At 67.3% G+C, this 23,081-nt stretch carries 21 protein-coding genes and 1 riboswitch; of the genes, 12 read left to right on the plus strand and 9 right to left on the minus strand.

Annotated elements, in window-relative coordinates; genetic code table 11:
* Window positions 1-145 precede the first annotated feature (145 nt).
* A complete protein-coding gene (locus LOC60_RS02565) occupies window positions 146-805 on the plus strand; it encodes a hypothetical protein (protein WP_230021592.1) in 660 nt (219 codons plus the stop codon).
* A 75-nt stretch (window positions 806-880) separates the two neighbouring features.
* A complete protein-coding gene (locus LOC60_RS02570; protein WP_230021594.1) occupies window positions 881-3,058 on the plus strand; it encodes a S9 family peptidase in 2,178 nt (725 codons plus the stop codon).
* Between the two features lie 95 nt (window positions 3,059-3,153).
* Here the strand turns inward: LOC60_RS02570 and LOC60_RS02575 are convergent, their stop codons facing one another.
* Window positions 3,154-3,978 carry a DedA family protein gene (locus LOC60_RS02575; RefSeq protein WP_230021596.1) on the minus strand — a complete coding sequence of 275 codons (825 nt, stop codon included), beginning with the start codon at window positions 3,976-3,978 and terminating at the stop codon, window positions 3,154-3,156.
* A gap of 210 nt (window positions 3,979-4,188) precedes the next feature.
* Between LOC60_RS02575 and LOC60_RS02580 the strand changes: the two genes are divergently transcribed.
* The 4 genes from LOC60_RS02580 (at window position 4,189) to LOC60_RS02595 (ending at window position 7,942) form a co-directional block, all read left to right on the plus strand.
* On the plus strand, window positions 4,189-4,683 hold the full coding sequence (locus LOC60_RS02580; protein ID WP_230021628.1) for a hotdog fold thioesterase: 495 nt from the start codon (window positions 4,189-4,191) through the stop codon (window positions 4,681-4,683).
* Complete coding sequence (gene paaK / locus LOC60_RS02585; protein WP_230021634.1) at window positions 4,680-6,032, plus strand: phenylacetate--CoA ligase PaaK; 1,353 nt, start codon at window positions 4,680-4,682, stop codon at window positions 6,030-6,032. Before LOC60_RS02580 ends, paaK begins: the two co-directional genes overlap by 4 nt.
* Before the next feature lie 29 nt (window positions 6,033-6,061).
* Window positions 6,062-6,787 (plus strand): TetR/AcrR family transcriptional regulator, encoded by a 726-nt coding sequence (locus tag LOC60_RS02590; RefSeq protein ID WP_230021635.1) that lies wholly within the window; start codon window positions 6,062-6,064, stop codon window positions 6,785-6,787.
* Between the two features lie 108 nt (window positions 6,788-6,895).
* On the plus strand, window positions 6,896-7,942 hold the full coding sequence (locus LOC60_RS02595; protein ID WP_230021636.1) for a hypothetical protein: 1,047 nt from the start codon (window positions 6,896-6,898) through the stop codon (window positions 7,940-7,942).
* A 30-nt stretch (window positions 7,943-7,972) separates the two neighbouring features.
* Here the strand turns inward: LOC60_RS02595 and LOC60_RS02600 are convergent, their stop codons facing one another.
* The gene (locus LOC60_RS02600) at window positions 7,973-9,277 is read right to left on the minus strand and encodes an MFS transporter (protein ID WP_230021638.1); all 1,305 of its coding nucleotides are present in this window, start codon (window positions 9,275-9,277) and stop codon (window positions 7,973-7,975) included.
* Window positions 9,278-9,477: 200 nt separating this feature from the next.
* On the opposite strand from LOC60_RS02600, the gene LOC60_RS02605 reads away from it, so the two are divergent.
* A complete protein-coding gene (locus LOC60_RS02605; RefSeq protein ID WP_230021640.1) occupies window positions 9,478-10,128 on the plus strand; it encodes a CGNR zinc finger domain-containing protein in 651 nt (216 codons plus the stop codon).
* A gap of 19 nt (window positions 10,129-10,147) precedes the next feature.
* Here the strand turns inward: LOC60_RS02605 and paaZ are convergent, their stop codons facing one another.
* Window positions 10,148-12,223: a phenylacetic acid degradation bifunctional protein PaaZ gene (gene paaZ, locus LOC60_RS02610; protein WP_230021653.1), complete on the minus strand. Its 2,076-nt coding sequence runs from the start codon at window positions 12,221-12,223 to the stop codon at window positions 10,148-10,150.
* A 253-nt stretch (window positions 12,224-12,476) separates the two neighbouring features.
* Between paaZ and LOC60_RS02615 the strand changes: the two genes are divergently transcribed.
* Window positions 12,477-13,451 (plus strand): SGNH/GDSL hydrolase family protein, encoded by a 975-nt coding sequence (locus LOC60_RS02615; RefSeq protein ID WP_230021655.1) that lies wholly within the window; start codon window positions 12,477-12,479, stop codon window positions 13,449-13,451.
* Between the two features lie 74 nt (window positions 13,452-13,525).
* Here LOC60_RS02615 and LOC60_RS02620 read toward each other — a convergent pair whose 3' ends face one another.
* The 3 genes from LOC60_RS02620 to LOC60_RS02630 form a co-directional block, all read right to left on the minus strand.
* On the minus strand, window positions 13,526-14,908 hold the full coding sequence (locus LOC60_RS02620) for an FAD-binding oxidoreductase (RefSeq protein WP_230021657.1): 1,383 nt from the start codon (window positions 14,906-14,908) through the stop codon (window positions 13,526-13,528).
* Window positions 14,909-15,078: 170 nt separating this feature from the next.
* Window positions 15,079-16,152 carry an ATP-dependent DNA ligase gene (locus tag LOC60_RS02625; RefSeq protein ID WP_230021658.1) on the minus strand — a complete coding sequence of 358 codons (1,074 nt, stop codon included), beginning with the start codon at window positions 16,150-16,152 and terminating at the stop codon, window positions 15,079-15,081.
* A gap of 10 nt (window positions 16,153-16,162) precedes the next feature.
* The gene (locus LOC60_RS02630) at window positions 16,163-16,714 is read right to left on the minus strand and encodes an RBBP9/YdeN family alpha/beta hydrolase (RefSeq protein WP_230021660.1); all 552 of its coding nucleotides are present in this window, start codon (window positions 16,712-16,714) and stop codon (window positions 16,163-16,165) included.
* A gap of 73 nt (window positions 16,715-16,787) precedes the next feature.
* On the opposite strand from LOC60_RS02630, the gene LOC60_RS02635 reads away from it, so the two are divergent.
* The 3 genes from LOC60_RS02635 to LOC60_RS02645 all read left to right on the plus strand — a co-directional run bounded on the left by LOC60_RS02635 (window position 16,788) and on the right by LOC60_RS02645 (window position 19,388).
* A complete protein-coding gene (locus LOC60_RS02635; protein WP_230021662.1) occupies window positions 16,788-17,807 on the plus strand; it encodes an LLM class flavin-dependent oxidoreductase in 1,020 nt (339 codons plus the stop codon).
* 595 nt (window positions 17,808-18,402) lie between these two features.
* Window positions 18,403-18,535: riboswitch (SAM riboswitch) on the plus strand.
* Between the two features lie 15 nt (window positions 18,536-18,550).
* Window positions 18,551-18,955 (plus strand): hypothetical protein, encoded by a 405-nt coding sequence (locus tag LOC60_RS02640; RefSeq protein ID WP_230021665.1) that lies wholly within the window; start codon window positions 18,551-18,553, stop codon window positions 18,953-18,955.
* A 145-nt stretch (window positions 18,956-19,100) separates the two neighbouring features.
* Complete coding sequence (locus LOC60_RS02645; RefSeq protein ID WP_230022817.1) at window positions 19,101-19,388, plus strand: VOC family protein; 288 nt, start codon at window positions 19,101-19,103, stop codon at window positions 19,386-19,388.
* A gap of 141 nt (window positions 19,389-19,529) precedes the next feature.
* Here LOC60_RS02645 and LOC60_RS02650 read toward each other — a convergent pair whose 3' ends face one another.
* The 3 genes from LOC60_RS02650 to LOC60_RS02660 are packed head-to-tail and all read right to left on the minus strand — an operon-like array spanning window position 19,530 to window position 21,957.
* On the minus strand, window positions 19,530-20,294 hold the full coding sequence (locus tag LOC60_RS02650; protein ID WP_230021666.1) for a CPBP family intramembrane glutamic endopeptidase: 765 nt from the start codon (window positions 20,292-20,294) through the stop codon (window positions 19,530-19,532).
* 60 nt (window positions 20,295-20,354) lie between these two features.
* A complete protein-coding gene (locus LOC60_RS02655; protein ID WP_230021668.1) occupies window positions 20,355-21,236 on the minus strand; it encodes an NAD(P)H-hydrate dehydratase in 882 nt (293 codons plus the stop codon).
* Complete coding sequence (locus LOC60_RS02660) at window positions 21,217-21,957, minus strand: histidine phosphatase family protein (protein ID WP_230021670.1); 741 nt, start codon at window positions 21,955-21,957, stop codon at window positions 21,217-21,219. Before LOC60_RS02660 ends, LOC60_RS02655 begins: the two co-directional genes overlap by 20 nt.
* Window positions 21,958-22,120: 163 nt before the next feature.
* On the opposite strand from LOC60_RS02660, the gene LOC60_RS02665 reads away from it, so the two are divergent.
* Entirely contained in the window at window positions 22,121-23,074 is a 954-nt protein-coding gene (locus tag LOC60_RS02665; protein ID WP_230021671.1) for a 1,4-dihydroxy-2-naphthoyl-CoA synthase, read from the plus strand.
* Window positions 23,075-23,081 lie beyond the last annotated feature (7 nt).

The raw sequence follows: 23,081 nt of genomic DNA on the forward strand, positions 1-23,081 counted from the left end.
TCATCGGTTACCTGCCTCATCGCTGCTTGTCGGGGCACCAAATATTTACCGACCGTTCGTTCAGGATATGGAGGTGCGGTGAGCCAGTCAAGGGGCCCGGCTATGGAAAACTGGTAAGGAGAACTAACGGTGCGAAAGGATTGTCATGGGTAGCTCCAAGCCCGGCACCGACCCCCGGACCACCCCCGCCGACGCCGTTTCGGGCAGCAGCGGATCCGCGCCGCGGCAGGCAGCAGCGCAGGAAACAACAACGCAGCAGGCAGCAACACTGCAGGCCCGAACCCAACAGACAGCAACACTGCAGGAGGATCGGCCGTCGGTGGCCGTCGTCGTTGTACCTACGCTCCTGGGCCTGCTGGGTTTCTTTGCCGTCGCTGCCGCAGTGACCGCTGATGCTGCGACGGTCAACGTCACCGTCCCCGGCCTGCTCCTGGCGCTTACCACCCTCGTGGTGGCCGGAATCAGTCCGCTCTACGCAGCGAATCCCGCACGGGCATCCCTGCGGAGGCCGGCCGCCCTGCTGACTCTTTGCCTGCTGGTGGAAGCCGCACTGTTCCTGTTTGCATCGCAGCTGGTCCTGTTCTCCGTGCCCGCACTGCCCCTGGCACTGGGCGGAGGGGCGGTCCTGCTGGCCACCAGCCTGTGGGGACAGTTCCGCAAAGGCCCCGTGCCCGAGCCGGTCCTGCTTCCCCGCCGCGAGGCGGCGGCCCGCCCCTTCGCCTCGACGCTGCTGGTGGTGGCGGTGAACTGGGCGCTCTTCCTCGCCGCGGCAGCATTCTGTGCCTGGCTGCTGCTGGGAGATTAGCGGGCCGGGCTAAGCCGCGAGCATAACGCCAGCGAGGTCCTTCGACGCCGCCGCCGGGATGGATATATTCGAATCATGACTACTCCCCAGCCCCCGGTTGCCAAGAAGGTCCCCACCGAACGTACCCGCCACGGTGACACGTTCATTGACAACTATGAGTGGCTCCGGGAAAAGGAAAACCCGGAGGTGGTGGAACACCTCAAGGCGGAGAACGCCTACTCGGCAGCAATGACCGCAGATCAGGAAGAGCTGCGCGGGCAGATCTTCAACGAAATCAAGAACCGCACCGAGGAAACGGACCTGTCCGTTCCGGCACGCAAAAAGGGCTGGTGGTATTACACCCGCACCGAGGAAGGCAAGCAGTACGCCATCCACTGCCGCACGGCCGCCCAGGACACCGGAAACCTCGACGCCGATTGGACGCCGCCCGCCGTGGTCCCCGGAGTCCCCGTTCCGGGCGAACAGATCCTGGTGGACGGCAACGCGGAGGCCGAAGGCAAGCCCTTCTTCTCGCTCGGCGGACTGGCGGTCACCGAAGACGGAAACCTGCTGGCCTACTCCGAGGACAACGCCGGAGACGAGCGCTTCACCCTGCGGATCAAGGACCTGCGCACCGGGGAACTGCTGCCGGATGTCATTTCCAACGTCTTCTACTCGCTGGCCTTCTCCCCTGACGGCACGCGGGTCTTCTACACCGTCGTGGACGATTCCTGGCGCCCGTACCAGGTCAAGGCCCACACGCTCGGCACTCCGGTGGAGGACGACGTCGTTATCTACCAGGAAGACGACATCGCCATGTGGACGGGCTTCGACCTCTCCGCGGACCGCCGGCAGCTGCTGATCGGCATCAGCAGCTCCGAATACAGCGAATACCGCGTCCTGGACTTCGATGACCCCAGCGACACCGTGCGCACCCTGATTCCGCGCAGCGAACGCATTCTCTACGAAGCCGAGCCACTGACCCTCGACGGAACACGCCAATACCTGGTGACCCACAACCGGAACGCCTTGAACTCCATGCTCTCGCTCGTCGCCGAAGAGGAATTCTCCAAGCCGCTGGCGGATCAGCACTGGCAGACCGTTATTGCCCACGACGACACCGTGCGTGTCAACGGTGCCGCCGTGACCCGCACCCACGTTCTCGTGTCGGTCCGCAAGGACACCACCGAGCGGGTGCAGATCCTTCCCGTGGAAGGCCTCGGCACCCCGGCGCAGGGCGCACCCGTGGAACCGGCCTTCGACGAAGAGCTCTACACGGCCAATCTGGCCAACGCCGAGTTCGATTCCCCGATCATCCGGCTCAGCTACACCTCCTACCTCACCCCGCCGCGTGTCTACGACTATGTGCTGGCCACCGGCGAATTGGAACTGCGGAAGGAAACCCCGGTCAAGGGCGGTTACCGTTCCGAGGAGTACGTGGCGGAACGGGAATGGGCGACGGCGGCGGACGGCACCCGCATTCCGCTCTCGGTCATCCGCCGGGCGGACCTGCAGAAGGACGGCAGCAATCCTGCCCTGGTCTACGCCTACGGCAGCTACGAACTGAGCATGGATCCGGCGTTCAACATTGCCCGGCTCTCCCTGCTGGACCGCGGCGTGGTCTACGTGGTGGCGCACATCCGCGGCGGCGGCGAGATGGGCCGCGCCTGGTACGACGACGGCAAGAAGCTGAACAAGAAAAACACCTTCACCGACTTCGTGGATGCCACGGACTGGGTTGCTTCCTCCGGCTGGGTGGATCCGGAGCGGATCGCGGCCATGGGCGGCTCCGCCGGCGGACTGCTGATGGGCGCCGTCGCCAACCTGGCCCCGGAAAAGTACCGGGCCATTGTGGCGCAGGTGCCCTTCGTGGATGCGCTGACCACCATCCTGGATCCGGACCTGCCGCTCTCGGCCCTGGAATGGGAGGAATGGGGCAACCCCATCACCGATCCGGAGGTTTACCGGTACATGAAGGAATACAGCCCGTACGAGAACATCCGGGCCGTGGACTACCCGCAGATTGCCGCGGTCACCAGCTTCAATGACACCCGTGTGCTCTACGTCGAACCGGCCAAATGGGTCGCGCAGCTACGTGAAACCACCACCGGCAGCGAGCCGATTGTGCTGAAGATCGAAATGGACGGCGGCCACGGAGGCGCCTCGGGCCGGTACGAGGCGTGGAAGGACCGGGCCTGGGACTTCGCCTTCATCCTGTCCGCCCTCGGTGCCCGGGAACTGCTTCCGGCTGCCAGCCGGGAGGACGCAGCCTAGGAGCTTAACGCGGGCAGGTCCGGACCCTTTCGGGGGTCCGGACCTGCCCGTTTTTTACGGGGAGTTCTTTGGCGGAATCCGCCGGGCGGAGAGGACTATTCGGCCGCGCCTTCGGCTTTCGGCTTCGGCGTGACAAGACGGCGCCCGTCGGCAGGAGCGGTGCGGCGGCCTGCACCCTCAACACCGTCGGCAGGGCGTCCGGCATCCGCGCTGCGGACAGGTCCGGCATCGGCTGCGGGGGCAGCCGCTTCAGCAGCGCCGTCCGCGGAGCCGTCTTCGTCGTCGGAGTCGTCTTTGGCTACGGCCTTGTGGGACTGGCGGACAACCTCGATGACAATCGGAATCACGGACAGCACCACCACGGCCACGAAGATCAGGTCCAGGTTTTCCCGGACAAAGGGCACCCGGTCGCCGAGCACATAGCCCAGCAGGGTCACCCCGACGCCCCAGAGGAAGGCACCCAGGGCATTGAACGAAACGAATGCCTTGTAGTTCATCTCTGCAACGCCGGCCACCACCGGGGTGAAGGTACGCACCACGGGAACGAACCGCGCCAGGATTACGGCCTTGCCGCCGTGGCGATCGAAGAACACCTGGGCGCGCTTCACGTTTTCCCGTTTGAAGAGCCTGCTGTCGGGCCGGTTGAAAACGGCGGGGCCTGCCTTTTTGCCGATGTAATAGCCGGTCTGGTCGCCCACGAAGGCGCTAATGAAGACCAGGATCCCGAGCAGCCACACATTAATGTCGATGGTTCCCGTGGCCACCAGGAGCCCGGCGGTGAACAGCAGGGAATCCCCCGGCAGGAAGAAGCCGATAAGCAATCCGGTTTCGGCGAACACAATGCCGCAGACCATCAGGACCACCCACGGTGCGAGGGCGGGATCGGCAAGGAACACCTGCGGGTCCAGCCACTCGGGCAAGAGGGAAGATGTTGGAGGCCGGACAGGACCAGAGACGGCTGTGGCCGCGGAGAGAGTCACCTCACTAGGTTACGCCATGGCCTCCGGCCACTCCCGGCCAGCCGGTAAGTTCAATCCGCCGCCGGAGCCCGCAGCGCAGCGGGCCTGTTCCTTGACAGCCGGACGACGGCGGGATTACCTAATGAACATTCGGTAAAGAAAAGAGGTCCCATGGCTGACCCCGACGTCACCCAGGGCACGGCCCCTGCCCATCCCATCCTGGTTGACGACGCCGCCTCGGCCTGGCTGGGCATCGAGGTCCTGGCGGTCAGCCCGGGGATGGCGCGTATTTCGATGCGTCTCCGCCCGGAGATGGTCAACGGCTTCGGCATCGGCCACGGCGGAATGGTCTTCGCGTTTGCCGACACCGCCTTCGCCCTGGCCTGCAATCCGGAGGGCAGCGGACCGGCCCGGGACAGGGAAACCCTCACGGTCGCCGCCGGTGCCGACATCACCTTCCTGGCTCCGGCCATGGCCGGCGACCTGCTGACCGCTTCCGCCGAGCACCGCGGCGGCAACGGCCGCAGCGGGGTCTACGACATTGAGGTGCGGTCCGAACGCCCCGACGGCACCGCCGCCGTCGTCGCCCTCTTCCGCGGACGTTCGCGCACCATCCGCAACCCCGCCCGGACACCGTCTGAGAACCCGACAGAAAGCCGCGCATGAAAGCCACCGCTGCTCCGATCAAGTCCACCGCCGCCGACCCTTCCACCTGGGACCGGGAGGAACGCATGGGCAGGGACGAGCTGGAGGCGCTGCAGCTGACGCGCCTGAAGCAGACCCTCGCCTATGCCTACGAACGGGTGCCCCTGTACCGGAGCAAGTTTGACGACGCCGGCGTGCATCCTTCCGACCTTCGGGAACCGGCCGATCTGGCCCGGTTCCCCTACACCACGAAGGAGGACCTGCGCTCGACCTATCCGTTTGGCATGTTCGCCGTTCCGCAGCAGCAGGTGGCCCGCATCCATGCCTCCTCCGGGACCACCGGGCGGCCCACCGTCGTCGGCTACACCGCCGGGGACCTGGAGCATTGGGCGTCGTTGGTGGCCCGTTCGCTGCGTGCCTCGGGTGTGCGGCCGGGCTTCAAGGTGCACAACGCCTACGGCTACGGGCTCTTCACCGGTGGGCTGGGAGCGCATTTCGGCGCGGAGAAACTCGGCTGCACGGTAATCCCGATGTCCGGCGGGCAGACGGAGCGGCAGGTCCAGCTCATCGTGGACTTCGAGCCGGACACCATCCTCTGCACGCCCACCTACCTGCTGGCCATCGCGGACGCCATGACCGCGGCGGGCATTGATCCGCGTTCCACCTCGCTGAAAAACGCCGTCCTCGGGGCCGAGCCGTGGACCGAGGAAATGCGGCACGAACTCGAAACACTGATGGATCTGGACGCCTGCGACATCTACGGTCTCTCGGAGGTCATGGGTCCGGGCGTGGCCGGTGAATGCGTGGAAAGCAAGGACGGAGCACATATCTGGGAGGACCACTTCCGGCCCGAAATCATCGACCCGTTTGATGACACCCGGGTCCTGGGCGACGGCGAACCCGGCGAACTGGTCTTCACTTCCCTGACCAAGGAGGCCCTGCCGATCATCCGCTACCGGACGCATGACCTCACCCGCCTGCTGCCCGGAACCGCCCGGCCGTCCATGCGCAGGATGGGACGCATCACCGGCCGCAGCGACGACATGATCATTCTGCGCGGAGTGAACCTTTTCCCAACCCAGATCGAAGAAATCGCCCTGCGCATCCCGGCCCTGAGCCCTCATTTCCAGCTCGAAATCAGCCGTCCGGAACGCCTGGACGAACTCACGGTACGGATCGAGCGGCGGGAGGACACCTCGACGCCGGACTCGGCGGCGGCTGCGTTGGAACTGTCGGCCCAGATCAAGAGCCACATCGGTTCCTCCTGCGCCGTAGAGGTAGTCGATCCCGGAACGCTGGCACGCTCCAGCGGCAAGCTCCGCCGGATCTACGACCTGCGGCGGAACACCGACGCCTTCCCGCCGCGGTGAACCCCCCGTTGACGTGGGAAAATGGCGCCATGCCTGCTGTCTCTTCCGGGTCGCCTGCCGATCCTGCTCCCGTTCCCGCCGCTGATGCCGAGTCCGCCGTTGACGCCGGATCCGCCGGGCCCGCGGCCGCCGTTGATCCTACGGCCGCCGGCGACCCTGTCTCCGGCCCGCGCCGCGGCCGTCCGGGATATGACCAGCAGACGGTGCTGAACGTGGCCGTCGACGTTTTCAACCGGCACGGCTACGAAGCCACCTCGATGGGGATCCTGGCCGAAAACCTGGGCATTACGAAGTCCGCGATCTACCACCATGTAACGTCCAAGGGCGATCTGCTCCGGCTGGCCCTGGACCACGCACTGGACGGGCTGGAGGCGGTTCTCGATGATCCCCGGGCCTCGTCCGGCGCTGCGGATGCCCGGCTCGAATTTGTCCTGCGCGGAACCATCGAGGTGCTGACGGAGCGGCTGCCGTTCGTGACGCTGCTGCTGCGCCTGCGCGGCAACACGGAGATTGAACGCAGTGCCCTGGCCCGCCGCCGGGAGTTTGACCACCGGGTGGCCGGGCTCGTGGAGGCGGCCCGCAGCGAGGGATCGGTACGCAGCGACATCGATCCGCGCACCACCACCCGGCTGCTGTTCGGCACCATCAACTCGATTGTGGAGTGGTACAAACCCGGCGGGCCGCTGCCGGCGCAGAAGCTCGCGGACAACATCGTCACCATGGTGTTTGACGGGCTGCATACCCGCCGCTCCTGAGCCCGTGTCCCCCGCAGCGCCACTGACTCCATCACACCGGCTTTGATCTGCGACTGGGCCATCCGGCGCAGCAACTGCTGAGCCGGTGCGGCGTGCAAGGATGAGCCCATGATGTCGCCGGCAGAACAGCTCCTTGAGGGACCGCGCGGACGGCGCCTGTGCCTTGAACTTGCGGCCGAGCTGGATCCGGATATCCGCTCGGCGGTGTTCTGGCTGGGCTACGAACTCGACCCGGGGAAAGGAACTTCAACGGTATTGTTCGGCTCCGCCGGCCCCGGTGGTCTGCCCTCGCCCGACCACCTCGCAGCCGGGATTCTGTCCCTGGATCTCCGCCGCCTGGATGGCGAACAGATCCAGGCGGCCCTCCAACGGTCCGTCGACGCGGCACGGTACTGGCAGGAACCCGACGGGGAGGATGCGCTGGCCGCACTCCCGGTCATCCGCAACGTCCTTCACCACGTGGCTGAAGGTGCACTGGGCGCACCGGCGGCACAGTGGTGGAGCCGGCCCGGCCCGCCGGAACAGTGGGCCATCGACTGGCGGCCGGCGGAGGACCCGGCACCCCTGCCCCTGGATCCCCAAGGCACCCTGCAGAAGTGGGGCACAGCTGTCCGTACCGAGGAAGCGCTGGCCGCCAAGGACCGGCCGCAGGATCCGCGGGCACCTTTCAGCGGAAGCTGGTGGTCCATCCCGCTCGGGCTGGTCCGCACCGTCGGGCAGATTCCCGCCGGATTGAGCCTCGTCGAGGACTCGAGTGATGTGGAAGAAGCGACCGCCATTCCGGTCAGCGGCACCGGCAGGATCCTCCACATCCGCTCCCCCGAGGACTGGATGACGCTGTGCCGTACCTACCCGTTGGAGGTCACCGCCTCCCGCAGACATGACTGGTTTCGCACCACGGGACGCGCCGGCCGCTGGGTGATCCCCGACTGGGAACGCGCAGCAGGACAATGGGACGCCGTGCACCTGACGGTCCAGGGCTACCTCAGCAGTGCAGGGCACGCCCTCCCCGTCGACGCCGGCACCGCCTCAGTGATTGCCGGCTGGGACCCGGACAGCACCTTGTGGCTGACTGACCGCGTCCGTGAGGTCGAAGGGGATCGGCAGATTTGGCGGCGGGCACAAATGGGCGACGCCTGGCTCCGTGTCACCTGACCCTATCCCCGGCCCCCGCAGGCCGGGAGGTTAAGCGGCGGCCGGGACAGGGATGGTGCGGAGCCGAAGGAATGCGGGCGTGAGCATTGGTACGGCAGAGAGCACCAGCCCCACGGCGCCGATCAGGACGCCGGCGCGGACCCCCATCGTTTCGCCGACGACGCCGGCAAGAAGGGCACCCAGTGGAATGGAGCCGTACATCACCTGGGTATAGGCTCCTGCCGACCGCGTGAGCTCATCCCGTGGAATGAGCTGCTGGCGCATCGTCAGCGAGTAGATGTTGGCGTTGCCCTCGCCGATACCCCGCAGCAGCATGACCGCAGCAATGACAGCTGCCAGGGTCCACCCGGTGGCCGGCCAGACCGGCAGCAGCAGCGGAACCCCGCAGGAAAGCACCAGCGAAATGGCGAAGGCTCGTCCGAGCCCCGCCATGTCGGCTAGGCGGAGTGCAGTCAGGGTGCCGAGCAGACCGCCGACACCGGCTGCGGCCAGCGCCAGGCCGTAGGCCCCAACACCGACATCCTGCTGCTGCACCGCCCAGAGAATCAGGTTCAGGATCAGGACCTGTTCGGCTGCGTTGTAGGTGGCAGCATGGACCGTCAGTGCGCGCAGATGGCGGTCACCGAACAGGATCCTCAGTCCGGTGAGGAGCGTGGGCCGCTTCTCCTGGGCTGAGGCAGCTCCCGGAGCCTGGCCGGGCTCGGGGACGGGGACCGCCGTCGTCGAGCCCGCACCTGCAGTCCGGGACCGCGGGCGGCTGGAGGCCACACCGGCCGCTGACGCCAGATGGCCCGCGATGGTGGCGATCAGTGCACCGGGAGCACCCGCCGCCGAGACCAGCAGCCCTGCCAGGCCCGGGCCGCTGATCTCGGTGACGGTCCTCGTGGCCTGCACCGCCCGGTTGGCGGGTGCAAGGTCCTTGTCCTCCACGAGTGCCGGTACGTAGGCGAAGGCGGCTAACCCGAAAACGAGCGCGCAGCAGCCGCTGAGGAAAGTGATTGCCGCGAGCAGCGGAACGCTGAGCCATCCTCCGGCCCAGGCGAGGGGAATCTGCGCCAGGATCACAACTTGCGCAATATCGGCCGCGACCATCGAGCGCCGCTGGTCCCGTCCCTGCAGGAGGTGCCCGGCCACCAGGGAGAACAACAGGTACGGCAGGGTGCCCGCCGCGGCGACAAGGCTGACCGCAGCCGGGCCGGCGTCGAGCGCGATTGCAGTCACCAGCGGGACCGCGATGCCGGTGACCTGTGCCCCCGCGCCGGCAGCGGTCTGCCCCAGCCAGTAGCGGCGGAAGCTGCGGTTCGTCCGCAGCAGCACCCAGCTTGGGTCCTTCATGCCGCCGCCGTCGGCTGCACGGCACCTGGGGGCGTGACGGGCAATAATGAAGGCATGTACCGGATACGCAGACCCGCTGCGGCGTGGAACCGCACGAGGCCGCCGAGACGACGACCCATCCTCAGCCGTGCTGACGCGTGCATCAATGGGTCCCCCGTCGGTTTGTCCGCTGCTCCGGCACACGTTACCGGTAAAGCACAGTGAGCGGTAACACTGACTCGGTCCCCTTCGACGGCGGATACCCCGAGCCCGGCGGACGTGCACCGGCACCTGCACCCCTGCGGCTTGCCCAGCTGTTCGTGAATACGGCGGACCGGGAAGGCGGGACGGACGCCCTGGGCAAGCCCGGCGATCTCGCGGCCTGGCTTGCCGGTTACGGGCTGGTCGAGAAGGGCGCCCGGGCCACAGCCGAGGACCTGATGCTGGCGCTCGATCTCCGGGAGGGGCTGCGGTCCCTCTTCCTCACGCACCACGACGGCGCGCACGGCGACCACGGTGACACGAATGACGACGGCGAGCGCAGCCATGGCATCCCGGCCGCCGACACCGCCGACGGCCTGCACCGTCTGGACCGCGCACTGGGCCAACTCCCCGTACGGGTGGCGGTCTCCGGCGGCGCGCCGCGCGTTGAACCGGCGACACAGCCGCCGGTCCGCACGGCCCTTGCCCGGATCGGCGCCGTCCTCGTCAGCGCCGACCCGTCCCAGCTCTCCCGCTTGAAGGCCTGCCGGCGGGACGTCTGCCGCTGGGTCTTTTTCGATGCGTCCCGCAACCGGGGCGGAACCTGGTGCGCCATGGAAATCTGCGGAGCGCGGACCAAGATGCGGACGTACCGCAGGCGCAGTACCTAGCCCGGCCACATCGGGGGACCTACTTTTCCACCAGGGTCAGCACATCGTAGGTGGCCACCAGTTCGTCGTCCTGGTTGGTGAGCACGGCATCCCAGGCCACCTCGCCGTACTCGTCCGTTTCACGAGGCGTGATTTTCTTGGCCGTCAGCGTGACCCGGATGGAATCCCCCGCAGCAACCGGTGTCAGGAACCGCAGGTTCTCCAGCCCGTAATTGGCCAGTACCGGCCCCGGTGCCGGATCCACAAACAGGCCGGCTCCCCAGGACAGCAGCAGGTAACCGTGCGCCACGATGCCCGGGAAGAACGGATTGGCCTCCGCCGCTGCAGCGTCCGTATGGGCGTAGAACGTGTCCCCCGTGGTCTCCGCAAAGGCGGCAATGTCCTCGAGCGCAACTTCCCGCAGGTCGGACCGCACGGCGTCACCCACCCGCAGCTCGCTCAACGCCTTACGGAACGGATGGCCGGCGTCGAACCGGCGGTCCGCACCCTGGTGCCAGATTCCGGTGATGCTGGTGAGCATGTTGGGCGAGCCCTGAACCGCGGTGCGCTGCATGTAGTGCCGGACGGCACGGATGCCGCCCAGCTCCTCGCCGCCGCCAGCGCGGCCCGGTCCGCCGTGCACCAGGTGCGGTACCGGTGAGCCGTGCCCCGTGGAACTCCGCGCGTCTTCGCGGTTCAGGAACAATACCCGCCCGTGGTGTCCGGCGATGCCGGTGAGCAGCTCCCGGGCAACCTCCGGGTCATTGGTGCAGACCGTGGCCACCAGTGAGCCTCCGCCCCGGGCGGCCAGCCGGATGGCGTCGGCAACGTCGGTATAGCCGACCACCGAGGCCACCGGCCCGAACGCTTCGATGCTGTGCAGCGCGTCGGCGCCGCTGTCCGGCCACGTCAGCAGCACCGGTTCCATAAAGGCACCCTCCGGTGCGGTTCCGATGTGCCCGTCGGCCAGTACGACGTCGGGGGCCTCCAGCGATCCCAGTGCCAGCTGGGCGCCGGCCGCCAGCATCTGCCGCACCGCCTCCCGGACGCCGTCGAGCTGTTCCCGGGAGGCCAGGGCGCCCATGGTTACGTTCCCGGCCCTCGGATTGCCCAGGACCACTCGCCCGCGGATGCGCTCGGCTGCGGCGGCAACCACCTCGTCCACCCGTCCGGCCGGAACAATGGCACGGCGGATGGCGGTGCACTTCTGCCCTGCCTTGGCGGTGATCTCGGTGACCAGGGACCGGATGAAGGCATCAAACTCGGGGGTGCCGGCAACGGCGTCGGGGCCCAGGATGGCGGCATTCAGGGAATCCGTTTCCGCCGTGAACCGGACACCTCCGACGGCGATCTGCGGATGGGCACGCAGGCGCTCCGCGGTGGCAGCCGAGCCGGTGAAGGAAACCATGTCCCGGTAATCGAGGTGGTCCGGCAGGTCCCGGGCGGAGCCGGAAATCAGCTGGAGGGATCCGGCGGGAAGGATGCCGGAGTCCACGATCATGCGTACGGCCGCTGCCGCAATGTACCCCGTGGGGGTGGCCGGCTTGACGATGCTGGGCACTCCGGCAAGGAACGCCGGAGCCAGTTTTTCCAGCATGCCCCAGACCGGAAAGTTGAAGGCGTTGATCTGCACGGCGACGCCGGGGATCCTCGTGTAGATGTGCTCGCCGAGGAAGGACCCGTCCTTGGCCAGCTGTTCCACGGCACCGTCAATGATCACGGTGGAGTTCGGCAGCTCCCGGCGCCCCTTGGAACCGTAGGCGAACAGGACGCCGATCCCGCCGTCAATGTCCACCAGTGAATCCGTCCGGGTGGATCCGCTGCGGGTGGAGACGGCGTACAGCTCCTCGCGCTGCGCGTTGAGCTGCATCGCGAGTTCCTTGAGCATAAGGGCCCGCTGATGGAAGGTGGACTTCCCCAGCTCGGCCTGGCCCACGGTTCTGGCGTGTTCGACGGCGGCGGCGGTGTCCAGGCCTTCGCTGCTGACCAGGGCCAGCAGCTCACCGGTGCTGGCGTCATGCACCTCGGTGCCGCGGGTGCCGGCGGGATCCGGTGTCCACCAGCCATCCCGGACATAGCTGGGAACGGTTTCGACGTCGATGGCGGTTGCCGTCATTTCGGTGCCTTTCGAAACGGGGAGAAACCGCAGCCGTCCTCCTGCACGCGTCCTTACCCGCAGGATTACTGACCATACGGTCGGTATATCGCCAGCGTAGCCGAAAGCGAGTTGGAACACACCCGTTGGTGCCCGCTGCGGCGGAAAGCCTGCCCGCGCACCCAATGCCGGGGTCTGCGGTTGCCGCGGAAAATCCGCTGCGACAGACTCTTGCCCCTGGGCAATGTTGTACCAGCCATAAAGGAGCACGATGATGAGCCCCAAACCGCTGTCTCTCCGCCGTCTGGCTGTCCTGTCCTTAACTACCGCTGCCCTTCTGGCCGGAGGTGCTGTCCCGGCCAGCGCCGGCGGCACCTCCGGATCCGATTCCCGCGGCGGGCATTCCCTTGAACACCGCGGCGGCCACGAACACGGCGGCAAACACGGCGGGAATGGGGGCTGGCGGGGGCACGGTCAGGGGAACCGCAGTGTCGACTACGTCGCGTTCGGCGACTCGTATGCCTCCGGCGTCGGCGGCGGACCCGAGCTGGATGCGTGCCGCCGCACCGCGCAGGGCTACCCCGCGCTTCTGGACGCCCTGGACCGGGTGGAGCTGGACGGTAATGTCACCTGTTCGGGCGCCACTGCCCTCACCACCCCGCTCGACGCTCCGGTGGACCTTCCCGAGCAGATCGACGACGCCGCTGCCCGGGGTCTGCTGAATCGAAGAACGGACACCGTCACGGTGACCATCGGCGGCGATGACCTCCGGTTCGCTTCCGTGATACTCGCCTGTGCCGGGCCGCAGCTGCCGGCCACCTGTACCCCGGCCATCGACTCCGCTGTCACCTATGCACAGACCGTCCTGGCACCGCAGCTGGCAGCTGAATTTGCCCGGATCACGGGACTGGCTCCGAGGGCGACCCTGGTGGTGACCGGGTATCCGTACCTGTTTGAAGCCGGAACCCCCGGACCGATCAGCACCGAGGCGCAGACCCTCCTGAACGAGGGAACCGACGCCTTGAACGCGGTCATCGCCGGTCAGGTTCCGGACAGCGGGGTGTTCGTGGATGTCGTGGACGAGTTCGCCGGGCACGGTGTCGGTTCCGCCGATTCCTGGATCATCTTCGAGGGCGGCCCGTTGGACCTGCACCCCACCGAGACGGGCTACCGCGAGGGTTACACCGCGGCCATCCTTGAAGACGCGGGCAGCGCCTTCGGGGTCGGCTGCCGCGGCGGGCACCGGTAGGTCTCCCTCCCGACCACCCTCCGGGCGGCGCCGGTCAGGCACCGGTCAGGCGCCGGTAGCTCCGGCGCCAGTCCTTACGGCACCGGCAGCGGAACCGGGGGCCCGAACCGGAAGAGGTTCTGCGGATCGTAGGCGGCTTTGGCGGCCTGCAGCCGCCGGAGCACCTCCGGATCCCAGGCCGGCCGGGCATCGGCCTCCGTACGGATATGCCCGCGGAGATTGATCAGCGCGCCTGCCGTGTAGGGCCCGACGGCGTCGTCGAGCCGGTCCAGCGCGGCCGCGGTGGCGTCCGCAACCGGCGGGACATTCAGTCCCAGCGCGTACAGGTTGAACGCTGCATCCCGACCGGACACCGCATCCTCAACCGGAGGGTCCATGGCCAGGGCCCCGCCCATCAGCCGGATTTCCGTCATCATCAAGGGAGTATTCGATCCGGGCCCGACCTGGCCCGTCAATGCATCGGTCAGTTCGTCAGGCAACGCGCCCAGCAGGCACCCCCGGTCGAGGCTGGGCACCGGGTCCTCCGGATCCATGTGGATGCTGTCTATTGCGCCGTAGTCCATCGGCCCCGCCGTATCCATGATGGGCGTGGAGATCCGCCGCATGGGCTCCAGCAGCGTGTCGCCCTCCTCCCGGCTGCCGAACAGCCCGAACCGCAGGTGCACCGGTGCGGTGCCACGCAGTTCCTCAGGCAGGAACGGAACATCCGGAAGGTGCAGGAAGGCCAGGGACGCCGAGGCGTCACTCGGCAGCTGGGTGGTCCAGGCGCGGAACGCAGCAAGCACCTCAGGGCCGGCATCCTCGGGATACATGATCCCGCCGCCGTAGAACTCGCGGAACGGAGTCAGTCCGAGGGTCATTGACGTGATGACGCCGAAATTGCCCTTCCCTCCGCGCAGCGCCGCGAACAGTTCGGCATCTTCGCTGCCGCCGGCTTCGAGCTGCCTCAGCCTGCCGTCGGGAGTGACAACCTCAATGCCCTGCACATGGTCACTGGCAAATCCCAGGGCCCGGCCCATCAGCGGCAGCCCTCCGCCGGACGCGTAGCCAACCACCCCTACGGTTCCGGAGGAGCCATGCGGCCCCGTAAGCCCGAGCAGCACGGTCTCCCCCAGCACCGAGCGCCAGCGGACGCCGGCACCCACGGTGGCCGTGCCGGCGTCGGGGTCCACCGCGAGGTCCTGCAGCCGGGACGTGTTGATCAGCAGACCCTCGTCCATTACGGCGGCAGCACCGTGACCCGTCGCCTGGATCCCCAGTGGAATATTCCGCTCAGCTGCCCAGCGCACGGCGTTCTGCACGTCGTCGACGCCGGCTGCACCAAGTACGGCATCGGGGCGCGGGACTGCGGAGGGGTTGAAACCGGCTGTATCGGCGGCGTACCCGGGGTTTCCGGGGCGGCTCAGCGGGCCGTGGACAACGCTGCGGAGGTTTTCGAGGTCTGTATCCTGGAGCATCGGCTTTTCCGGTGGGCTGGCAGACCAGGCGGAAGGTATCGCGGCCTGCTGTTGGCTGGGGCTGGTCTTAAACGGTAGCCGCGACCCGCCCGCTCCGGTCTACCCCCGGAGCGGATATCCGTACCGGCCAGCCACACATGCGCACCAGCTGCCCGCCGGAATCCACCTGGTCAGGAGGCGCCGTTCAGCACCTTCGCCAGGTCGAATTTCACCGGTTCCTCGAGCTGGTCATAGGTGCAGGATTCGGGGATGCGGTCCTGCCGCCAGCGGGAAAACTGGGCCACGTGGCGGAACCGCTCCCCTTCCATATGGTCATAACGCACCTCCACCACCCGTTCAGGGCGCAGCGGCACAAAGGAAAAGTCCTTTTTACCGCTCCAGCGGCTGCCTTCGGAGTTGCGCGGGGTGCGGGTGCCCTTCTCCTGCTCCCCCTCGGCCCAGGGGTGTCCGTCCCCGACGGCGACCAGCGGCTGGAGTTCTTCGAACAGTTCCCGGCGGCGGTCCATGGAAAAGGAACTTGCCGCGCCCACGTTCACCAGCACGCCGTCGGCGTTGTATAGGCCCAGCAGCAGGGATCCGATCAGCTCCGGACCGGCCTTATGGACCCGGTACCCGGCGAGCACGCAGTCGGCGGTGCGTTCATGCTTGAGCTTGGCCATGGTGCGCTTGTTAGGTGCGTACGGACCGGCCAGGGGTTTGGCCACGATGCCGTCCAGGCCGGCGCCCTCAAAGCGTCCGAACCAGTCCTGCGCCAGGTCTGCATCGTCGGTGGCGGCGGTGACGGACACGGGTGCCTGCGCCGTTTTCAGCGCCTGCACCAGGGCCTCCCGGCGTTCGGAGAACGGGCGCCCCCGGTAGTCGACGTCGCCCAGTGCCAACAGGTCGAAGGCCACGAACCGGGCCGGGCTTTCTTCCGCGAGGAGCTTCACCCGGCTTGCCGCGGGATGGATGCGCTGCTGGAGCAGTTCGAAGTCCAGCCGCTTGCCGTCCGGAGCCACCATAACGATTTCCCCGTCCAGCACACACCGCTCGGGCAGGTTCTGCCGAAGGGCCTCGACGAGTTCGGGGAAGTACCGCGTCATCGGCTTCTCGTTCCGGGAGCCGATCTCGACGTCGTCGCAGTCCCGGTAAATGATGGAGCGGAATCCGTCCCACTTGGGTTCGTACAGGTAGTCCCCGCGGGGCAGGGCGCTGACCGATTTGGCCAGCATCGGGGCAACCGGGGGCATCACTGGAAGGTCCATGTGCCCATTCTTATCCGATTGCCGCCGGTTCCCCCAGCCCTGCGGTGAACGCCGTGAGGAGGTCGCGGCCCTGCTGCCAGTAGCCCACACCGCTGTCCTCGTTGATGTGGGCCAGCTCGCCGACGTCAATGACGGGCACCTTCCAGGCGGCGGCGATGCTTTGGGCGGCAGGCAGCGCGCAGTACGGATCGCTCTCGCTGGCGATCAGCAGGCCGGGAACGGGCAGCTCCTGCATCCGCGGATTCCGGAACGTTCCGACCACTTCCGGAAAGGACGCGGCAAACGGATCCGGCGGGCTGACCAGGAACACTCCGCGGGCGCCGTCGGGGTTTCGATGCACCCATTCCGCCGCCGCCAGGCAGCCCAAACTGTGGGCCACAAGGACCGTCTGCCCGTTCCGGGCTCCGGCGGCCCGGTCCAGCGCGGCCATCCAGTCCTCCAGTTCGGGTTCATCCCACGACGACGGCTCGATGCGGGTGACGTTCGGCAGCTCCGCCTCCCAGCGGCTCTGCCACTGCTCCGGCGGCGAGCCCTGATAGCCCGGGACAATGGTGATATGCACTGTGCCTGCATCCTTTCGCTGGTTCCCGAATGTGAGCGGGAATACTGCCGACGTTTCCGGCGCTGGAGTTTCTATGAAGAAAATAGGGTTCCTGTCCTTCGGACATTACCGGAATGCCATCGGGTCCCTGACCCCTTCCGCCGGAGACGCACTGCGCCAGCAGGTTGAGCTGACCGTCGCGGCGGAGGAGATCGGCGTCGACGGCGCGTATCTGCGGGTCCACCATTTCGCCCCGCAGTTCTCCGCACCGTTCCCGCTGCTGGCGGCCATGGCTGCCCGCACCAGCCGGATCGAGCTGGGGACGGGTGTGATCGACATGCGCTATATGAATCCGATCGGGATGGCCGAAGATGCAGCCGCGACCGATCTGATCAGTGCCGGGCGGCTGCAGCTCGGCATCAGCCGGGGATCCCCCGAGCCCGCCCTGCGCGGGTATGAGTCCTTCGGTTACGTTCCGGGACCCGATTCCTCGGACGCCGAGATGGCCCGCCAGCACACGGAAGTCTTCCGGGCAGCCATTGCCGGCGCCGGTGTGGCACAGGCTGATCCGGCGATGACCGGCAGCACCGGCGCCATGGCCGTTGATCCGCTTTCCCCCGGCCTGCCGGAGCGTATCTGGTGGGGGTCCGGAACCCGGGCCACCGCCAAGTGGACCGGTGAGCAGGGCATGAACCTGATGAGCTCCACCCTCCTGACCGAGGACACCGGGGTGCCGTTCGACCAGCTCCAGGCCGAGCAAATCGCGGCGTACCGGAAGGCCTGGGCCGACGCCGGACATCAGGGAACTCCGCGGGTGTCCGTCAGCCGCAGCATCATTCCCCTGGTAACCGGGCAGGACCGGCACTACTTCGGGCTCCGGGCACAGGCCGAAGGACGGGACCAGGTCGGCCACCTCGACGGCGGCCTGGCCCGGTTCGGGAAGAGCTACATCGGCGAACCCGATGTAATTGCTGCTGAGCTGGCCGCGGACGCCGCCGTCCAGGAAGCCGACACCGTCCTGGTGACCGTACCGAACCAGCTGGGCGTGGAGTACAACGCGCATCTGCTGGAGAGCATCGTGAAGCTTGTGGCTCCGGGAGCCGGCTGGCGGTAGGTTGCGTCCCTGGACCGGGGCAGCCTCTGAAGGGCCGGCGGGTCCGCCGGGGTCCGCCCCCTGCGGGGCTGGAACGGCGGCAACGAAATTCCCCGCTCGCAGAGCTCGCGGAGAATATTAAAGCCGCCTTCCTCCAGCCCCTCCGGCGGCGGGTGTAGGTCCCAGCGCACCTTCGTCCAGCCCCTCCGGCGGCGGGTATAGCTCCCAGCGCACCTTCCTCCAGGCCCTCCGGCGGCGGGCAGCATCCCTGCCAGGGCCCGGCCTACGCGCATCTCCGACGGGGAGGGAGTCGTCCGCCCCCGAGGCCCTCGCACGGACGGGAAGGCGAGGTGCCAACATGGGCGCCGGACGGGCCGGGTTAGGCGGCTTTAATAATCCTTGCGAGCTCTGCGAGCAGGGATTTTCGTTGCCGCCGTTCCGGTCCGCCCGGCGGTACCCGGCCGCCCGACGACACCGGTCCGCCCGGCGGCACCCGGCCGCCCGACGACACCCGCGCGCCCGGCGCTGCCCACCCTCTAACCGCCAAACGTACACCAGGGCTCCGAAAACGGTCCCCTGTCGAAATGTCAGTGGCCTCCGCTAGAGTAGTTTTCAGCTTCACGAGATGTGGCCTTCGCCCGGTACCCCGGGCACAAAAGCTCCGACTGGCCCCACACCAACCCCACTGTTCGGCGGGTGGTTCGGATGACGAAGCGGCCTGCTTCGTCCGTTGCAGGCAAGGACAACCTGAAAAGGAACCCACTGTGAGCATTTCCAGTGTCAGCAAATCCGGCCTCAGCAACTGCAGCGGCTTCGCCCCGGGCCACAACATCCATTGGATCCACCGACGCCGGCTCGAGGGCTGGGAGCAGTGGTCGGACGTCGAAGTCACGGCCGATCCGCAGCTGGACCTCATTTACCTGGTATCCGAGGGAACCCAGCACCTGATGTGGTTCCACAATGTTGGGGCCGTCGCCGCTGCGCTTGCGGCCGCCGTCGACACTCCCCAGTGGTGCCGGCGTTATTCCACCCTGATGGTGCCGGGCGGATTCGATTCCGAGGCCCGGAGCTCTTTTTTCTACTTGGCCCGGCCGGAGCGGGTGGTTCCATGCAACGGCTCCGTGGTGCGGGCACCGGAAACTGAGCGGATCGAAAAGGCCGGCTCGTAGGTGTGCTGCTCCGCCCCGGAGTTCCGTCGGATTCCGGGGCGGAGCCAGCCCGGCCGGCATCGTCCGGCCGGAATCGGTCGCACTACCTGCAATACCCGTGCCGGAGAACCGCGCTAAACCTACGCTCGGCGCCATGGCCTAAAACATTCGAATCCGTGTCGACTGCGCCCATGCCCTCGCCCAGGCTGACTGGTGGGCCGAAACCCTCAAGTGGGAACGGGAACCCACCGACCAGGGAATCCTCCAGTCCGTCCTGGACCAGACTGTCAAGGACAGGATTCACCTCGACGTGAGGCTGGACGACATGGACAAAGAGGAGGCGCGCACCGCATTGGAACAGCGGGGTGCTACCTTCCTCTACGAAGCCAGCCAGGGACCGCAGTCCTGGTACACCATGGCCGACCCCGAGGGAAACGAATTCTGCATCAACTAACGACGCCGTGGCTCACCATCCGTACAGCAGATGCGCCCTGATCGGTCCACGGCCAGCATCAGCTGTACAGAAGCGGGCGACGCCGACGCGGCAGCCAGCATCCGCTGTACAGAAGCGGGCGGGCACTGGCGGAGACAGCCGCTACTGCTGCAGCAGCTCCGGCGGCACGGTGTAGATGAGGATGACACTCAACAGGTTTTTCGCGGCATGCACACCGTAGGAAAGCATGAAGTTGTTGCCTGCCCAGACGTAGATGCCCACGAGGGTGGCGCCCATCGCCAGGTAGGGCATCAGCACCGCCAGGGACAGGGATTCCTTGCCCACAATGTGGATGGAGGCGAACAGCAACACCGACAGGATGCAGCAGCCCCAGAGATTCCAGTACCGGCTGAGCTTGCCGATCAGCAGGTGCCGGAAAATGTACTCCTCGACAAAGGGCGCCAGCACCACCAGCAGCGGCACCACCAGCCAGGGCGAAACAGACCCGACGAATCCCTCCACGGCTTCCTGGTTTACGGCTGTTTCAGCCTGCCCGGTAACCAACACCGCCACCATGGTGACAATCAGCATGGCGATGACGCCGACAGGGATCAGCGAAAGGGACAGCACCGGCCGGGTAGCCAGGATCTTCGTTTCCCGCACCACGTAAGGCCGGGCCGCTAGGAAGGCCAGCAGACCGGCAACCCCGTAAAAAGCCAGGTTAAGGACGTAGGCGGCCGCAACGGGATCCGGTACCAGCATCACCAGCACCGGCATCACGAGTCCGGGCGCAAAACTCAAGACCAGCAGGAACAGCGCGTAGAACCCTGCCGCTACGGCATCACGCCGGGTAAAGCGGTAGGAAAGCCACGGTATCTGAGCCGGTGGACGCCCCGCCGGTCCGGTCCGGTATTCGTTCGCAGTCATACCCTCAGGATATGGGCCGGCCCGGACGTATGGGGCATCCAGCCAGGATACGGCCCCGTGCTAGTTCAGCTCCGCGATCACCGGAGGCATGGCTTCGAGCAGTTCCCGTGCCAGGAAGCTGAGCGGACCCCGTGAAGCAGAGAGCCGGTCCCCGCTCACGGCGTGCAGGTAAGTGCCCCAGCAGGCGGCCTGTTCCGGCGTCGCCCCGCGCGCCAGGAATCCGCCCACCGCGCCGGCCAGGACATCTCCGGAACCCGAAGTGCCCAGGCCGGAATTCCCGGCAGGGACCTCCCAGCTTCTTCCGTCGGGAGCGGAAATGACGTTGTGCGCGCTGACCACCGCCTGATACTTCCGCGCCACCTCCAAGGCCGCCTTCGGCAGGTCCAGGGAGTCCTCGTCGGCGTCCTCATCGTCCAGGAGCCGCACGATTTCGGCACCGTTCGGGGTCAGGACCAGCCGGCCGGCCAGCGTGTCGTAGAGTTCCGGCAGCCCGGGCAGCACTCCGAGGGCGTAGGCATCCAGCACCACCTGGGTCTTTTCCCCGAGCAGCGGCACAACTGACCGCAACAGCGCTGCGGCCTGGTCGGGGTCGTCCAGGCCCGGACCGATCACCACCGCTGACGCCGTCGAAAGATCGGTTTCGAGCAGCCTTCCTGCCGCGCCGCCGTCAATTCCGCCGTCTTCCTCGGGCAGTCCCACCACCCCAGATTCGGGGATGGCCACGGCGACGGCGATCGCCGCCGAGTCCGCCAACGCCATGGTCAGGCGGCCGGCGCCGACCCGCAGCCCGGCAAGCCCGGTCAGCATCACCGCCCCCGGAGTGCTGCGGGCTCCGCCGACCACCAGCACGGTGCCGCGGTCCTCCTTGCCGGAGGCCTCGGTGGAAAGCCGCCAGCCGCGCAGCAGCGCGGGGGTAACAAGCTCAGCGGGGGTGGATGTCATCAGTTTCTCCTGCATGTTCGGTTACCGGTGCTCCGCTGTCCTGCAGGTGGAGCACGCTGTTGAAGGTGTGCAGCTTCCAGGGCCCGGATCCGGCAGGGCGCACCAGCCGGGTCACTGAGCCGTTCCGCACGCTGTTGGCGGCGGCGGTGTCCAGCAGTTCCTGCTCGCTCATCCGTTCCAGGACGTAGCGGATCAGCAGGATCACGGCGTCGTGGCAGACCACCGCCACGCGTTTGCCGTCTTCCTCGTCATCGAGATCCCGGAACACCGAACGCAGCCGCAGCGCGACGTCGGCCCAGGACTCGCCGCCCGGCGGACGGTAGGCGAATTTGCCCAGCCAGGACCGCCGTTCGGCTTCTTCAGGGAAGCGCGCGGCCACGCCGGCGGAGGTCAGCAGGTCCAGGATGCCCAGTTCCCGGTCCCGCAGGCGTTCATCGATGCGCATGCCGCCGGTGATGCCGGGCAGCCCTGCCAGTTCCGCTGTCTGCCGGGCGCGCAGGTAGGGCGAGCACCAGACAGAGTCGGGCAGCTCTTCGGCGGGAAGCCCGGCAAACCAGCGGCCAAGGGCTGCAGCCTGCTGCTCGCCGTCGGAGCTGAGCGGAACATCGGGATCCCGCCAGGGAAGATCAATACGTTCGGCACCCTCGCGGCCGGCGCGGGTAGCGGCCACATTGCCGGCGGATTCACCGTGGCGGACCAGAATCAGTTCAGTTGCACCCATGCTCCGACTCTACCCGCCGGGCCCGGGCGGCCAAGGGGAAAGGCACCTGCCCGTCCCGGGATACGGGTCAGCGCCGCCGCGGGAGAACCTTGTTGGCTTCTGCTTCCGGACGTACGACAAGGCGCTGTCCGGCCGGTTTGGCCCCGGGCGATAAACTCGATTCGTGAGCATAGAACTTCCAGCACAGGTGTCCGATATCTTCGACCCGCAGCAGTGGCGTCTTGTTTCCGGGTTCGAGGACCTGCAGGACATGACGTACCACCGCCAGGTGGAACGCGACGTCGACGGCGCCGTCGTGCGTGACCTGCCCACGGTGCGTATTGCGTTTAACCGGCCGGAAGTCCGCAACGCCTTCCGTCCCGGCACCGTTGACGAGCTGTACCGGGCCATGGACCACGCGCGGATGACCCCCGACGTTGCCACCGTGCTGCTCACCGGCAACGGTCCCTCTCCCAAGGACGGCGGGCACTCGTTCTGCTCCGGCGGGGACCAGCGGATCCGCGGCCGTGACGGCTACCGGTATGCCGAGGGTGAGACCAAGGAAACCATCGACCCGGCACGCGCCGGCCGCCTGCACATCCTGGAAGTGCAGCGCCTGATGCGCACCATGCCCAAGGTGGTCATCGCCGTCGTCAACGGCTGGGCCGCGGGCGGCGGGCACAGCCTGCACGTGGTGTCGGACCTGACCCTCGCCTCGCGCCAGCACGGAAAGTTCAAGCAGACCGATGCGACCGTGGGCAGCTTCGACGCCGGCTACGGATCGGCGCTGCTGGCCCGGCAGATCGGCCAGAAGAAGGCCCGCGAAATCTTCTTCCTGGCCCGGGAGTACTCCGCCGAGGACATGGTGGCCATGGGAGCCGTCAACGAAGCCGTGGACCACGAGAACCTGGAAAAGGTTGCCCTGGAATACGCAGCGGACATCGCCCGGCAGTCGCCGCAGGCCATCCGGATGCTCAAGTTCGCCTTCAACCTGGCCGACGACGGCCTGGCCGGGCAGCAGGTCTTCGCAGGCGAAGCGACGCGGCTGGCCTACATGACAGACGAGGCGGTGGAGGGCAAGGAGGCATTCCTGGCCAAACGCGACCCGGACTGGTCCTCGTTCCCCTACTACTTCTAGGACCTCC

It is taken from the genome of Arthrobacter sp. zg-Y769 (assembly GCF_020907405.1).
Lineage (GTDB): Bacteria > Actinomycetota > Actinomycetes > Actinomycetales > Micrococcaceae > Arthrobacter_B.